The 14,136-nt window shown below is 70.1% G+C and carries 14 protein-coding genes; 8 read left to right on the top strand and 6 right to left on the bottom strand.

What is annotated here, in order from left to right; translation table 11 throughout:
• Window positions 1–41 precede the first annotated feature (41 nt).
• Window positions 42–2,210, top strand: a complete 2,169-nt coding sequence (locus tag AB0H62_RS05935) for a tetratricopeptide repeat protein (protein ID WP_360584372.1) — start codon at window positions 42–44, stop codon at window positions 2,208–2,210.
• On the opposite strand, the gene AB0H62_RS05930 is transcribed toward AB0H62_RS05935, so the two are convergent.
• Window positions 2,211–3,803, bottom strand: coding sequence for a hypothetical protein (locus AB0H62_RS05930; protein WP_360584370.1), 1,593 nt, complete (start codon window positions 3,801–3,803; stop codon window positions 2,211–2,213).
• Window positions 3,803–4,429: a response regulator transcription factor gene (locus tag AB0H62_RS05925; RefSeq protein WP_220245566.1), complete on the bottom strand. Its 627-nt coding sequence runs from the start codon at window positions 4,427–4,429 to the stop codon at window positions 3,803–3,805. Before AB0H62_RS05925 ends, AB0H62_RS05930 begins: the two co-directional genes overlap by 1 nt.
• 66 nt (window positions 4,430–4,495) lie before the next feature.
• On the opposite strand from AB0H62_RS05925, the gene AB0H62_RS05920 reads away from it, so the two are divergent.
• Window positions 4,496–4,870: a hypothetical protein gene (locus AB0H62_RS05920; RefSeq protein WP_360584368.1), complete on the top strand. Its 375-nt coding sequence runs from the start codon at window positions 4,496–4,498 to the stop codon at window positions 4,868–4,870.
• A complete protein-coding gene (locus AB0H62_RS05915; RefSeq protein ID WP_220245568.1) occupies window positions 4,870–5,007 on the top strand; it encodes a hypothetical protein in 138 nt (45 codons plus the stop codon). Before AB0H62_RS05920 ends, AB0H62_RS05915 begins: the two co-directional genes overlap by 1 nt.
• Here AB0H62_RS05915 and AB0H62_RS05910 read toward each other — a convergent pair whose 3' ends face one another.
• Window positions 5,008–5,328 (bottom strand): nucleotide pyrophosphohydrolase, encoded by a 321-nt coding sequence (locus tag AB0H62_RS05910; protein WP_220245569.1) that lies wholly within the window; start codon window positions 5,326–5,328, stop codon window positions 5,008–5,010.
• A 123-nt stretch (window positions 5,329–5,451) separates the two neighbouring features.
• Between AB0H62_RS05910 and AB0H62_RS05905 the strand changes: the two genes are divergently transcribed.
• From AB0H62_RS05905 to AB0H62_RS05895, 3 genes are all read left to right on the top strand, one after another.
• Window positions 5,452–6,462 carry a nitrate- and nitrite sensing domain-containing protein gene (locus AB0H62_RS05905; protein WP_220245570.1) on the top strand — a complete coding sequence of 337 codons (1,011 nt, stop codon included), beginning with the start codon at window positions 5,452–5,454 and terminating at the stop codon, window positions 6,460–6,462.
• Between the two features lie 551 nt (window positions 6,463–7,013).
• Complete coding sequence (locus AB0H62_RS05900; RefSeq protein WP_255638581.1) at window positions 7,014–8,378, top strand: hypothetical protein; 1,365 nt, start codon at window positions 7,014–7,016, stop codon at window positions 8,376–8,378.
• A 150-nt stretch (window positions 8,379–8,528) separates the two neighbouring features.
• The gene (locus AB0H62_RS05895) at window positions 8,529–10,097 is read left to right on the top strand and encodes a hypothetical protein (protein WP_360584365.1); all 1,569 of its coding nucleotides are present in this window, start codon (window positions 8,529–8,531) and stop codon (window positions 10,095–10,097) included.
• 272 nt (window positions 10,098–10,369) lie between these two features.
• Here the strand turns inward: AB0H62_RS05895 and AB0H62_RS05890 are convergent, their stop codons facing one another.
• The 3 genes from AB0H62_RS05890 to AB0H62_RS05880 form a co-directional block, all read right to left on the bottom strand.
• The gene (locus AB0H62_RS05890) at window positions 10,370–10,552 is read right to left on the bottom strand and encodes a hypothetical protein (protein WP_220245572.1); all 183 of its coding nucleotides are present in this window, start codon (window positions 10,550–10,552) and stop codon (window positions 10,370–10,372) included.
• Window positions 10,553–10,804: 252 nt separating this feature from the next.
• A complete protein-coding gene (coaA, locus tag AB0H62_RS05885; protein WP_220245573.1) occupies window positions 10,805–11,737 on the bottom strand; it encodes a type I pantothenate kinase in 933 nt (310 codons plus the stop codon).
• 138 nt (window positions 11,738–11,875) lie between these two features.
• Entirely contained in the window at window positions 11,876–12,508 is a 633-nt protein-coding gene (locus tag AB0H62_RS05880; RefSeq protein ID WP_220245574.1) for a macro domain-containing protein, read from the bottom strand.
• A gap of 98 nt (window positions 12,509–12,606) precedes the next feature.
• Between AB0H62_RS05880 and pheA the strand changes: the two genes are divergently transcribed.
• Both pheA and AB0H62_RS05870 read left to right on the top strand, forming a co-directional pair.
• Complete coding sequence (pheA, locus tag AB0H62_RS05875; RefSeq protein ID WP_220245575.1) at window positions 12,607–13,512, top strand: prephenate dehydratase; 906 nt, start codon at window positions 12,607–12,609, stop codon at window positions 13,510–13,512.
• Window positions 13,509–14,123, top strand: coding sequence for a histidine phosphatase family protein (locus AB0H62_RS05870; protein WP_220245576.1), 615 nt, complete (start codon window positions 13,509–13,511; stop codon window positions 14,121–14,123). The genes pheA and AB0H62_RS05870 overlap by 4 nt, the downstream gene beginning before the upstream one ends.
• The last annotated feature ends 13 nt before the right edge of the window (window positions 14,124–14,136 follow it).

Raw genomic sequence — 14,136 nt, 5'->3', positions numbered from 1 at the left:
CGCTGCTAGCGTGGACCGCAGGACTCATGAGGGGGAGATACGTGAGCGACGACGTGCTGGTCGCCGAGTTCGTCAAGCAATCCGTCGGGCTGGCGTTCACCGTCGGCAGCAAGGTCGGCGAGTACCTGTGGGGCCGCCTGACCCGCCGGCTGAGCAACGATCCCGCCGCGCTCGAGAAGGCCGTGGAGCGGCTTCTCGCCGAGAACCCCGAGGCCATCCACCAGCTCAAAGCTCTGGCCGAAGTGGACCTGACGACAACCGGGAACCCGCCGTGGATCGTCCCCCGGTCGCCGCTGTTCGTCGACCGGGTCGCGGTATGGCAGCCGCTGAGCGGCCGCACCGGCACCGCTCTGTTGACCGGCCCGTCCGGCATCGGCAAGACCGCCGCGGCCGAGCACTTCGCGGTGCACAGCAAGTCTTCCTACCCCGACGGTGCCCTGCTGGTGAACCTCGCCGACTTCCGCGACGGCCCGGGCGGATCGCTGGGCCGCAACCGGATCAAGGCGTTCATCCTGTCCCACCTGGGCATCGAGGTGCTCAGCACGGCCGACGACGACCTCGCCGTCCAGTACGACGAGGTGCTCCAGCCCCTGCGACTGCTCGTGGTCTTCGACGACGTCGAAAGCGCCGAAGAGCTCAACGGTCTCGTCCCGGCGGCGCCGATGAGCCTGGTGCTGGCCCTGACGTCGGCCCCGGAAGACGACTTTCTCCTCCGCTTCGCGCCCGTCCCGCTCGGCCAGCTCGAGGACGGCGCCGACCGGCAGCTGCTCGAAGCGATCTGTTCGCAGCAGCTCGTGCACAGCGATCCCGAAGGCGCGCAGAAACTCCTGGCCCAGTGCGACCGTGTCCCCGCGGCACTGGTCGTGGCCGCGAACCGAGTGCGGTCTTTCGCCGCGGTGACGCCTCGGCCACTGGCGGCCGTCGCGACCGAGCTCGAGGGCGGCGGCTCGCTCGGACCCGTGAGCCACGCGTACGACGAGGCGCTGGCGGGGCTGTCCGACGGCGCCGCCGAGCTGTGCCGGCTGCTCACGGTGTTTCCCGGACCGAGCTTTACGAACGAAGTCGCGGTGGCGATCTCCGGGCGGCCGAAGTCCCAGGTCCCGGCGCTGCTAGCCGAACTGCACGCACAAGTGTTCGTGACCAGGGACGCGGACGGTCGGCTGCGGCTCGGCAGCCAGGCTCGCCAGGCCGTGCGCCGGACCGGGAACACGAGCGGGACCGAAGAAGCGTTCGCCCGGCTCGTCCGCTTCTACGCTTCACGCGCCGTGCAGGCCGATTTCCAGAAATCGGGCCCGGAGCGGCTGCGCCTCTACGACACGAATCTCCCTCCTGGCACCGAAATCCACGATTTCGAACGGCATGAGGTCGACTGGCTCGTGGCCGAGCTCCCGACGTACCGGGCCCTGGCCGGCGCCGCACTCGACGCCGGCTTCCACCGCGAGCTCACGCAGATCTGCGGCGCGATCGAGGTCGTCGGCCTCCACCGCGGGCTGCACCGGGACCTCGAAGCGATCCTCGACCGCGGGCTCAGGACCAACCCGGCGCCGGCGCTCGAAGCCCGGATGATCAGCATGTACGGGCGGATCCTCTCGCTGGTCGGTGAGTTCGACCGAGCGGCGCGCGCGTTCGAGCGGGCGAACGACGCCATGCTGAAACTACCGGAGCCGAACCCGGAACTTTCGGCGTCGGTGCTGGAGTTCCGTGGTCTGTTCCACCGCGAACAGGGGCAGCTCGCCGAGGCCGAGACGTGCTACCGCGCCGCGCTTGAGATCACCCGCGGCCTCAGCGCCGGCGGCGGACCGCACCGCGGCCGCGGCCTGCACGCCCGAATGCTGGCCAACGTCCTCGTCTCCCTGAAGCAGTTCCCGGAAGCGCTGGAGTTGCTGCACGAAGCCGAAAACCACACCCTCGCCAGGCACGACCGTGACCGGGCGCAGGTCTGGCTCGTGCGGGCGAAGGTGTTCGCCGAGACGCGCCGGCCGGCCGACGCGCTCGCACTGCTTCCGGAAGCGTGGCGGCTGGCCAACGGCGCCGGCAGCAACCAGTACGACCTGGAGTTCGGCGAAGCGATCGGCGACGCCGCGTGGCGCGCCGGCGGCCACGACCTCGCGCGTCAGCACTGGTCCGGCGTGTGGCAGCGGTACGAGGCGTCGCGGCACCCGCGGCGGGAACGCCTGTACCACAAGCTTTGGTACGGCTTGCCCGCGTAATCAGATCGTCCGGTCGCCGACGCGTACCCGCAGATCCGTCAACGGCAGGCGCCGCACCGTGCGCCACTGGGCCGCTGACGCCAGCAGCAGCGGATCGACGTCCGCGGTGGTGCGGAGGTCGGTGGTCACCCCGTCCGTCCACACGCGACACAAGCCGGGTGCGGTTTCGGCGAAGAGCCGGGCGTTCGGGCGACGTCGTGCGGTGTCGGCGGCCCAGCCGGCGAAGTCGCGACCCAGCTCGTGGTGGACGACGGCCGCACCCTCGAGTTCGGCGAGGGTGGCGAGTTCGGCGTGGGCGACGACGTGCTGGCCCGGCAGTGGCCCACCCAGCTGGGGGACGGCGGCGGGAAAGCGGCGAACGACCAGGTCAGCACCGTCGGCCTGGACGCTCACGCGCAGCGCGGCCGGCGTCTGGAACTCCGGTGTGGGGTCGTCGACCGGCGGAAACGCGGCGGGGCGCGCGGGTTCCGGCAGGTCCAGGAGGTCGTACAACAGCGCTCGAAGGAGCTCCGCGCACTTGCCCGGGTACTCGACAGCTTCGGCGGCCGGACCGTCGATGGGACCGTTCGTGATCGCGGCCGCCAGCTGGTCGGCGAGCGGGCGTTCGTCCAGCCGCGGCGCCCGCGCCACCAGATCGGCGAGCGGCGAACCGGCCACGACGGTGTCGGCGACCGGGCTCGCCATCACCACGGGCACACCGGCAGCTGTGGCGTACAGCGGCATCGAACCGCAGTCGGAGACCACACAGCCGGCCGATAGGACCGTCGCCTGCCAGCCACGTTGCGGGGGGATCACCGCGAGCCCACTGCGTCTCGCGGACGCCAGGACAGCGCGCACCTGCAACGCGCTGTGCGCCGACCACACGCCGGGGTGCAGCACGAGGCTCACGCGGTACTCGTCGAGCGGCAGTTCGGCCAGAAACCGGTGCGGCAGCTGCGGATCCGAGCCGATCAGCGACTGCGGTCCCCACGTCGACGCCAGCACGACGTGCGTGCGGTCCGCGGCACCCAGCACCCGCCTGAAGTGCGGCACGCGGTGGACGCTGGCCAGCATCCGGTCGTGGCACGGATCCCCGATCACGACGGCCCGCCGGCGATGTTCGGGGACGTGGCTCAGCTGGTTGCCGTGGGAGAGCCCGATCCGGAGGCGATCACCGTGCAGGCGCTCGGGGTTGAGCCCGGAGATCGTTTTCGTGCGCGGGTAGTACTTCTGGTGCCCGATCCCGTGCGGCACGAGCAGCACCGGGCACTTCAGCTCGGCCAGGTCGTCGTTCTCGCTCGCGGCGATGGCCAGGTCGAAGGTGGTCGCCAAGGCCTGGTCCCACGGCAGGACGAGCGCCTCGAGCCCGGCCAGGAACTCCGCCAGGCCCGCGCCGAACACCGCTCGCCGCCGGTCGTCGAACGTGAACACGACCTGCACGCGGTGGTCGTCTTCCAGCAGCGACAGGATGTCCAGCAGCCGCGTCACGGTGGTGACCGTGCGCGTCACCACGAGGATCCGGCGTTCGACGCGGTAGGTCAGCCAGTGGTCATACGCCGGATCGGCGGGGACTTTCGGCCGGAACGACGGGGGGGGGTATGCGTTTTCGGGCATCACTTGCCGCGGCGGGCGATCCAGGCGGCGGCTTGGGTGCGGCGTTGCATGCCGAGCTTGGCGAGGACCGAGGTGACGTAGTTCTTGACCGTTTTTTCGGCCAGGAAGAGGCGTTCGGCGATTTCGCGGTTGGACATGCCCTGGCCGATGAGCTCCAGGACGTCGCGCTCGCGGTCGGTGAGGGCGGCGAGGTCGTCGGTGGGCGGGTGGCGCAGTTTATCGAGCACGCGGGCCGTGGAGACGGGGTCGAGCAGGGAGTGGCCGGCGGCGACCTCGCGGACGGCGTTGACCACGTCCTGGCCACGCACCTGCTTGAGCAGATAGCCCGCCGCGCCCGCCATGATCGCGCCGACCATGGCCTCCTCGTCGTCGAAGGCGGTGAGCATGAGGCAGGCCGGCGGGTTGGGCTTGGAGCGCAGCTCGCGGCACAGGGTGATGCCGTCGCCGTCGCCGAGGCGGACGTCGACCACCGCGACGTCCGGCTCCACGTGCATCGCGACGGCCAGCGCCTCCTCGACGCCCCCGGCCTCGGCGACCACCTCGATGTCCGCCTCGTCGCCCAACAGGTCGCGCAGGCCGCGGCGGACCAGTTCGTGGTCGTCGACGAGCAGCACCTGGATCGGCATACCCCGAGGTTACGGCTTCGGGGCGGCCGTTGCCGGTGCTGGTGCCCGAGGACACGTCGGGGCGCGTTGTCGGCGGGATGGCGGCGCGGCGGAAAATCACCGGATGCACCCGATCAGGTTGCCGCGGGAAATCGTTCGGAATTGATCCGTAACGGTTCCGGCGGCACGGCGATATGCCCGACATCGCTTCGCCGGACTCTTCGGAAGGTTTTCCTGTTGGCTCGCTTTCGCCGTGTAATTGGTCCGTTCGCCCTGGTCGCGGGGCTCATCGTGGTCGCCTCTGCCGTAGCGCAGGCGGAACCGGGAAATCCGGTGGGCGCAATTCTGGAAACGTCGATATCCCCATTTGGCGAATATTCGTTCCTGGTCGCCGCGGGTGCGTTGATCGCGGCTGCTGCGTCCGCCGGGCTGGTCCTCTGCCTGCGCCACCGGCCGGCCTGATGCGGATCGTCGTGTTCGCGGCCTTGGTGGTGGCCGTCGCGGCTCTGCTGCTGGTCGCGTTCCTGCGCCCGCCCGAGACACAGCCGGCGCAGCAGGTGGTGACGACGAGCAGACCGTCGACGAGCCGCGCCGGCTGATCAGCGCTGCACGGGCGGGAAGCGGGTCTCGTTGCGGTCGACCTTCGCGTTGCCCACTTCGAGGAGGTCGATGTCCAGGGTGTCTGCGAGTTGGATCAGGTAGAGGAGGACGTCGGCGATTTCGTCGCGGACGTTGGTGGTCAGGGTCGGGTCGGACCGGTATTCGCGGGCCTCTTCTGGGGTGAGCCACTGGAAGAGGGAGATGAGCTCGCCGACTTCGCCGGAGAGGGCCATGACGAGGTTCTTCGGGTGGTGGAACGGTTCCCAGTCGCGGGCGGAGGCGAAGTCGCGGAGGCGTTGGGTGAGCGCGTCGAGAGTCACGGGAGATTGCGTACCACGGCGGTCACGGTGGGCTAACGGCCGTATGGCGGACTTGCGTTGACCCTCGCGCCGTGGTTTCCCTAGCGTGGTTGGCCGGGTTGGGGAAAAGCGGAAGGAAGGGCCGTGGAGTACCTGCGCAGGCGCGTGGTCCTGATCGCGTTCGTGCCCGGTGCGGCGCTGGTGCTGGTGGCGTTGGTGATTGGGATTTTCCTGGTGCAGCAGGCGAATCGCGTGCGCGGGCTGGCGGATGAGACGGCGCGGGCGTCGAACGACGTGACGCGAACCGTGGTGGGGTTGCAGGAGCGGCGGGGCAACGCGCTGCTCGCGGGCGACCGGCTGGCTGAGTACGTCAGCTATACGCAGCGTATCGACGACGCCCTCGCCGGCCTGCGAGAGCTCACCCGTGCGGCGCCGGATGCGGAGACGGCGTACCAGCAGAACACGGCCGTGGATCTGCTGGTGGCGACCGAAGGTTTGTACCGAGCGGATTCTCTCGCGCTGGCGGGGCTCGATGGGACCACGCGGCGGCTCTTCACGGACGCGGTGGGCGGGTACCGGACGACGCTCGCGAGCGCGGCGGGCAGGCTCACGCAGAGTGGTCGGGAGCGGTACGAAGCGCTCGTTCGCGGAGAGGACTGGAGCACGCTGACGGCGGTCGAGAACGCCTTCGCCGACGCGGCGCCGCTGCCGGTCGCGATGCCGACGTGGCGCGCGGCGACGGCGGTTGCGGGACGTGGGTTGGGGGAGCTCTTCGCGCAGCAGAACAACTTCGCGGTGCAGATGACGGTTTATCACGCTCACCGGACTCTGGGCGGGGCGCTCGCCGGCGGGGCGGCGATCGTGGTGTTCGCCGGCGTGGTGATGGCGGTGGCGATTCGGCTCGCCGACTGGCTCACGGACCCGCGGCGGCTCGCACTGGGGCGGGCAGCAGTGGCGCGGAAAGCCGCGGAGCTGCGGCAGGCCGAGGTGGAGCTTGGGATCGGGCAGGAGACGGAGTCGCGGCAACGCTCGGAACTGCGGCGGAGCACGGTGGCGCAGCAATCCCTGGAGCCCGAGCGAAGCGCGGAGCTGCGGCAACGCTCAGCGCCGCGGCACAGGGCCGCGGCAGCACGAAGCGGCGCGGCGTCCCGCTGAGCGCAGGCACGGCATAGTCCTGGGTCCGCGGCGTGGCATCCGTGCCGTGGTGACGGGGCACGCGCCGATGCCTTGGCAATGCAAGGCTGCGGCAGAGCAAGCGAGCCGGCCCGGGACGGCGTCGAACCGATCCGCACCGATCCGCATGGTGGCGCAGGGCCGGGCCGCGGCATCGAATCGAAGCGGCGCCGATCCGACCTGTGGCGAGGGTGTGCGAGGCCGGCCACGGGATGGGTCGCGATGGCGTCGGCCCGATCCGCGGTCGGGTGGCGGGATCGGCCGCGATAGCGCCCAGCCGACCCGGGGGATCGGTCGCGACGCCGCCCAACCAACCCAGGGGGCCGGTCGCGACGGCGCCGAGCCAACTCGCGGGGCCGGTCGGACGGCGCCCAACCAACCCGCGAGACAGTGCCGCACCGAGCCCCCAAACGCCGGCCCGCCAGAGCACCAAACGACGAGAACCACAGGTCACCCGCGGTGCCCGGTTGGGCCGGAAAGAGCACGCAGTTGGCCCACACGCGCGGCGAACGGCATGCGGCAGACTGGTGCGCGTGAGTGCTCCCCCGGATCTGCGGTCCTACCTGCGTACGTTGGACGCGGAAACGCTGGCGGACCTGCTGTACGCCCAGGCGCGGCGTGACCCTGAGTTACGGCATTCGCTGGAACTGCGGTGCGCCACTCAATCGGGTGAGGTGGCTGAGGCGCATCGGCTGTTGGACACGGCGGTGCAGGACGGCAACGTCGAGTACACGGCCAAGGTGGGCGCCGTGCTGGACACCTTGGAGCGGTTGCTCGACGCGGGCAGTCCGGCGGACCTGGCGCCGCTCGCGCGGCGGACCGTGGATGACATCGGTGAAGTGTTGGAGCAGTCCGGGGATCCGTTCGGTGACCTCGGGGACAAGCTGGACTTCGCCGTCGAGTTGTACGCGCGGGCGTGTGTTGCTCGGCCGCCGGACGTCGAGCAGTTGGCCGAGTGGCTGCTGGAAGTGGAGTTCGACGGGCCCGGAAGGCCGACGATCGCGCTGGCGGATTTCGCCGAGGCGTTGGGGGAAAAGGGACTTGAGCGGATCAAGTCTACTGTGGACGAAATACTGACAGCCGGGCCGACGGGGTACCGCCGGGACGTCGCGGAGCGCATGCTGGAGGAGCTCGCCGAAGTGCGCGGGGACGTGGACGCGCTGGTCGCGATCCTCTCCGCCAAGCCGCCGCGGGTGGATGTGAGCCTGAAGATCGTGCGGGTGCTGCGGGCGGCCGGGCGGCACAGCGAGGCCATCGCGCATGCGGCCCGCGCGCTCACTCCGCACAAAACGCACCAAAACCTCCACCAGAACCTCCACCAAACCCTCCCCGAGCCGGAAGACGAGACGGTCGCCTTGCGCCGCAAGGAGTTCGACGAGGCGCCGGGCAACGTCACGTACACGGCGTTGCGCGAGGCGGCCGTCGAAGCGGGCGTGTGGTCGGTGCAGCGCGTCGCGGCCCTCGCGCGGCTGAGGGAGCGCGCGGCCGACAGTGAAGAAGGCGCCGAAGAGCTCGCCCGGGCGCTGCTCGCCGAGGATCGGCCCGACGAGGCGTGGCGCGCGTGCGTGCGCTTCGGTGGGTCGCTGGCGTTGCGTGTGGAGCTGGCCGCGTCGCGCGAGGTCGCGCACCCGGCCGAGACGATTCCGGTCTACCGCAGCCAGGTCGAGCAGCTCATCGAGCAGAAGGACCCGCAGGCCTACCGCGAAGCGGCGAAGCACCTGAAGAAGCTGCGCACGCTGCACAAACGCGCCGGCACGGCGGAGGAGTTCACGGGGTACCTGGCCGACTTGGTGAACGTTCACCGGCGCAAGACGCGGCTGATCGCGGAAGTGCGCGCGGCTCGGATCGCGTTGCCGAAACCGCGTAACCTTCCGGCGCCTGACTCGTTGACCAGCTGAAACACCTCGCACGTAGCTCTTCTCCGCGACGTCGCGGTGGTCCCTCTTCGCAGCCGGCTCCCTGGCCGGTCGCGGATACCGCGCCCGGGGCCACCGCGGCCGCGCGTCCCGCGGATCCGCGCCCGCACCAGCGATGCAACGATGTTCCGCATGAGTCCGGTGAGCCGCGCCCGCAAGAAGACCCCCCAGCCCGCCACGCCCAGCGTGAACGGCCTGTTCAAGGACGTCCTCCGGGACTTCTCCGCCGTCGCGGCGGAGCCCGTCCCGTTCGACGTCGAGCTCCTCGCCTCCGAGGTGGTCGGGCAGTGGTGGGACCTCGCGATCGAGGGCGAGCCCGAGGGCGGCGAGCAGCTGGGCCTGGAGCTCATCGCGTTCGCGCAGCGCAAGATCACGCCCGGCGCGGCGGCACTGCTGGCCGCGCTGAAGGTGCTGGCCGAGACCGAGGAGGAGCGCTCGGCGGCCGCCGAGGCGCTCGCCGTGGTGCTCTCGCGCGGCATCCCCGAGCCCGAGTGGGCCGGTGAGGTCGGCCGCGTGACCGTCGGTGACATCTGGCGGACCGGCGACGTCTACGGCGACGAGTCCTCGCTGCTGTGCACGTTCTCCCGCGGCGACGCGACGCTCGGCCTGCTGGCGCTGCTCGACTTCACCGAGCTCGGCCGCGTGCGCGACCTCGTGGTGATCGACGAGCCGCACGAAGTCCTGGCCGAGATGCGCACGCAGATCGCCGACGACGGCGAGCTCGTGGTCCTCGAGAAGGTCGAGCCGGCCGACGCGCACCGCCTGTTGCTCGACGGCATCGCCGCGACCGACGGCATGGACGAGCCCGACGTCGGCGAGGACTACACGCGCTTCCACGCCGTGGCGATGGCGTGGCTGCGGGCGTTGCCGGCGCCGTCAGCCGGCCGGGGTGTCGAGGAGTGGCCGGACGCGCGGCGCGACGCGATCGTGGAGGAGTTCCTCGGGGAGGTTTCGTTCGCCGACGTCGAGGCGGCGCGGTCGGTGGCGCGGCTGCTGGTGGACCACGGGTGCCGGACGGAGCCGGCGGATCCGCTGCGCGTCGGGCCGGAGAAGCTGGCGCGGTTCCTGGAGTCGTTGCTGGGTGGGGAGTACGAGGTCGAGGACGAGGATCTCGTGCCGCCGGTGGTGCTGGCGTGGGCTTCTTGGGCCGCGGCTCGGGGCGGGTTGTCGGAGGTTGCTTCGGCTGCTCTCGTTGAAGACGTGAAGGAGTACTTGGCGGAATACCTGTCCGATGAAGATGAGTCCGAAGAGGATGAGGTTTCGGATTATCTGGACGGGACGGAATCTGCCGAAGAGGTTTTGGGGGTTGTGGAGCGGCGACGGTTTGCTGTGCCGGAGTTGTCCACGGTGATCGGGGACGAGGAGCTGACGGATTTGGATCCGTCGGACCCGGAGCAGCGGCGGATGCTGGTTATCGGTGGGCATCCGGAGTATCACGAATCGTTGGCGAATGACGAGTTCGATGGTGCTGATGGGTTGAGGCTGGCGTTGGAGACGTCGGTGGTGGATCAGCTTTGGGAGGACTCGCCTGAAGAGGTTTGGGTGGCGGCCCAGAAGTTGATCGAGAAGGGGTTGACGAGGGAAGAGGTTTTGGGGGAGTTGGTCTCTGTGCTGGAGGGGCAGCTGGAAGAGGCTGAGGATGAGGATCGGTTGGATTATGATTTGGAAGGGTATCGGGAGGCGTTGACTGCGGTTGAATAGCCGTTGTCGCGGCTCGGCGCGCGGAGCGCACCATTGCGTTGGGGGTAGCGCGTGGAGCACCCCGATTTTTTAGTTTCACTACGGTCTGGACTATTTGTCAAGGCGGGAAAGAGTACCTTGACAAATAGTCCAGACCGCGTGGAAAGCGGGGATCGAGGTGCAGGGCCGGGTCTGGGTGCGCTGGTGAGTGTGTAGATCTGGTGCGGTTGTGTGGTGGGAAAAGCGAAAAGCATAAAAGAAAGCCCCGGCCGGTGTGGCTGGGGCTTTGTTGTTTATGCCGTTGGGGTTTGGCCAGGGACTGCGGGGACGGGGACGGTGGCGGCTGCGGTGGCGGCCTTGCGGCGGCGTTCGCGGATGGCTTCGTCCAGGTCGACCAGGAAGGTGCTGGCGGCCATGGCGACGAAGAGGGCCAGTCCGAGTACTGCGCCGATCCACGTGAGGACGATGGAGAACATCGGGGGCCTCCTTCCCAGGTCAGGTGCGAATTTCCCTTCTGTTCAGGGTCGCTTTCACGAGGCTCGCCCGGTATCGGCCAACTGGTTACGAAGCCGCCCCCCGAACTGGCCGATCGGCCGAGGTCGGGGGGCGGAGGGTGAGGGTGTGGGGCAGGTGAGGGCTATGTGGGTGACAAAGCCGCCGACAAAGCCGCCGAACAAGCCATCGACGCGCCGAAGGACGGGCCACCCGCAGGGCTGACCCTGAAGCCGTCAGAGCTTGCGCAGGCGCACGCGGTTGATGGAGTGGTCGGCGTCCTTGCGGAGCACCAGCGTGGCCCGAGGGCGGGTCGGTTTGATGTTCTCCATGAGGTTCGGTTCGTTGATCGTGCGCCACAGGTGGCGGGCTTCCTCACGGGCCTCGTCGTCGTCCAGGCCGGCGAAGTGGTGGAAGTGCGAAGCCGGGTCGGAGAACGCGGTGTGGCGGAGCTTGAGGAAGCGCTCGACGTACCAGCGTTCGATGTCGTCGGTGTGCGCGTCGACGTAGATGGAGAAGTCGAACAGGTCCGAGACGGTCAGGCGCGGGCCGGGCTGCAGGACGTTCAGCCCCTCGATGATGAGGATGTCCGGGCGCTCCACGACCTGTTCCTCGCCGGGCAGGATGTCGTACGCGAGGTGCGAGTACACGGGCGCCGACACGCGCTCGGCGCCGGATTTCACCTCGGTGACGAAGCGCAGCAGGGCACGCCGGTCGTAGCTTTCCGGGAAGCCCTTGCGGTGCATGATGCCGCGGCGGGTCAGCTCGTCGCGCGAGTACAGGAACCCGTCGGTGGTCACGAGGTCCACGCGCGGGTGGTCCGGCCAGCGGGCGAGCAGCGTGCGCAGGATGCGGGCCGTGGTCGACTTGCCGACCGCGACGCTGCCGGCGACGCCGATCACGTACGGCACCTTCGTGCTGACGCACTCTTCGCCGAGGAACGTGGTGGTGGCTTCGTACAGCTGTTGCCGGGCTTTGACCTGCAGGTTGATCAGTCTCGACAGCGGCAGGTAGACGTCGGCCACCTCGGCCAGGTCGATCTGCTCGCCGAGACCCCGCAGCCGAACCAGCTCATCGGCGGTCAGGGGCAGTGGGGTCGAGCTGCGCAGCTCCCGCCACTGTTCCCGGTGAAGCTCGACGTAGGGACTGAGTTCACGGACCCGTGGCATCGCACACTCCTCGGCCGTCGCCTGCGCTGGCTCCGTACTGGGCACTACCTTGCGAGTAACGCTCCATCAACGGTAGGGCCTACCGCCCGTGAACGCGCTGTGATGTGCTGCACGCGGCCCGAACCGTTGCCTACGCGGTCACCGAGGGTTACGACGGCGGCCGAAGACTTCCACCCACGCCGCGGCCACCTGGCGCGCGCACGTGGCCGGGTCGACGCCGCCGACGCCGGTGCCCAAGCCGGGCATCGCGATGGTGTCCACGGCCTCGCGCACCGGCCCTTCCTCGAGCTTCCCGTGCTGCCACTGCAGGAACACCGCGCGCGCCGCGAGGTACGGGTGCACGGTGTCCGCAGGTAGCCGTTCGCCGGGCGCGCGCATGGTCGGCGCGCTGATCAGCCACGCCGGTTCGGCCTCGCCCGTGGGCACGATCACGGCCTCGCCGATGGGCAGTTCTCCGCCGTACGAAGCCAAGACCGCGCTGCGCACGCTCTGCTCGACGCCCGGGAACGCCAGCGCGTAGACGGCGTCGATCCCGCCGCGCATCCAGCCGTAGGAGTTGGCGGGGCTCACCACGGCCTGGGCGACGACGTCCAGCACCGACCCACGGTGCACCCGGACCGTGGCGGCCTCGGTTTCGAGGCGGCCGAGGGCGTGGGTCCACGCGGCGGCGAGCGGTTCATCGACGGCGCACAACACGAGTTCCGGCGTCCGGGACGAAACCGGCGGGCCGATGTCCTCGCGCCCGGTGTGTGTGCCCGATTCGGCGGTCACGGTTCAAGCATGGCAAAAAAAGCCACCCGGCGTAACCGGTTGGCGGACCGGATGTCCGAGTGAAAACCGCCACGTGTGTTGTAAGTAGCCTGGCGGTCGTGTTGCGGATCGCGTATTTCGGCCCTCAGGGCACGTTCACCGAACAGGCCGCCCGTGCGCTCGCGCCGGGCGAGGACCTGACTCCCTACGAGACCGTCCGGCTGGCGCTCACGGCCGTCCGCGAAGGCGCTGCCGACGCTGCGTGCGTACCGATCGAGAACTCCGTCGAGGGCGTCGTGCCGACGACGCTCGACGGCCTCAGCGACGGAGACCCCCTGGTCGCCGTCGCGGAGACCATCCTGCCCATCCACTTCAGCGTGCTGACGCGTCCGGGTGGCGGCGAGATCCGCACTGTTGCGAGCCACCCGCACGCCCTCGCACAGGTGCGGGAGTGGCTCGAGGCGAACCTGCCCGGCGCGACCGTGGTGGCCTCCTCGTCCACGGCGTCGGCCGCCGTCGGCGTGGTCGAGGGCACCTACGACGCGGCCGTGTCCGCACCGGTCGCCATCGAGCACTACGCGCTGGAGGAGCTGGCCACGGGCGTCGCCGACGTCCACGACGCGCAGACGCGCTTCCTGCTGGTCCGCCGCCCCGGCGAGCTGCCCGAGCCGACAGGCGCCGACCGCACGTCGATCGTCGCGGCGGCCGTGAACCGCACCGGCACGCTGGCCGAGCTGCTCGCCGAGCTCGCGAGCCGCGGCATCAACCTCACGCGCCTCGACGCGCGCCCGACCCGCAACAACTTCGGCGAGTACCGCTTTTTCATCGACTTCGAGGGGCACGTGGCCGAGCCGCGGATCGTCGACGCGATGGCCGCGCTGCGCCGCCGCTGCCACCTGCGCTTCCTCGGCTCGCACCCGCGGGCCGACGATGTCGCCGCCACCGTCGAGGCCGGCGCGGGCAACCAGGACTTCGTCGACGCCCAGGCCTGGGTCGACGCCGTGTTGAAGGGAGAAGGCGCGTGAGACTGTTCCTCGTCCGCCACGGCCAGACCGACGGCAATGTGCGGGGCGCGCTCGACACAGCGCTGCCCGGTCCGCCGCTCACCGAGCTGGGGCAGGAGCAGGCGAAGGCGCTCGCGGGCCGGCTCGCCGCGGAGCCGATCGTGGCCGTGTACGCGTCGCAGGCAACGCGCGCGCAGCAGACGGCCGCGCCGCTGGCCGAGGTGCTCGGCCTCGAGGTGCAGGTGATCGAGGGCGTGAAGGAGGTCGACGCGGGCGACCTCGAGGGCGCCACCGACGCCGAGTCGATCCGGACCTACCTCGAGACGGCCAAACGCTGGACCGAAGGCGACCTGGACGTCGCCATCCCTGGCGGCGAGTCGGGCGCCCAGGTGCGGGCCCGCATGGTCGGCGCCGCTGACGACCTGCGGGCGAAGCACGAGCAGACCGACCCGGACGGCATCGTCGTGCTGGTCAGCCACGGCGGCGCGATCCGGCTCGGCGCGGAGTTCCTGGCCGCCAACGTGCCCGGCGACCTGGCAAGCAGTGCGCTCATCCCGAACACGGGCGTCGTGGAGCTGGAGTCTCAGCCCGACGGCTGGCGATGCCTTACCTGGGTCGACACGCCGTTGTAGCCCGGCGCTCTCT

Origin of the sequence: Amycolatopsis sp. NPDC050768 (assembly GCF_040654155.1) — a bacterium.
Lineage (GTDB): Bacteria > Actinomycetota > Actinomycetes > Mycobacteriales > Pseudonocardiaceae > Amycolatopsis.
This window is presented reverse-complemented; position numbering and strand designations above follow the sequence as displayed.

Bases quoted from the DNA above. Each gene is read 5' to 3' on its own strand.
- AB0H62_RS05930 (WP_360584370.1), bottom strand. From the start codon at position 3,803: ATGCCCGAAAACGCATACCCCCCCCCGTCGTTCCGGCCGAAAGTCCCC.
- AB0H62_RS05925 (WP_220245566.1), bottom strand. From the start codon at position 4,429: ATGCCGATCCAGGTGCTGCTCGTCGACGACCACGAACTGGTCCGCCGC.
- AB0H62_RS05915 (WP_220245568.1), top strand. From the start codon at position 4,870: ATGCGGATCGTCGTGTTCGCGGCCTTGGTGGTGGCCGTCGCGGCTCTG.
- AB0H62_RS05895 (WP_360584365.1), top strand. From the start codon at position 8,529: ATGAGTCCGGTGAGCCGCGCCCGCAAGAAGACCCCCCAGCCCGCCACG.
- AB0H62_RS05890 (WP_220245572.1), bottom strand. From the start codon at position 10,552: ATGTTCTCCATCGTCCTCACGTGGATCGGCGCAGTACTCGGACTGGCC.
- coaA (WP_220245573.1), bottom strand. From the start codon at position 11,737: ATGCCACGGGTCCGTGAACTCAGTCCCTACGTCGAGCTTCACCGGGAA.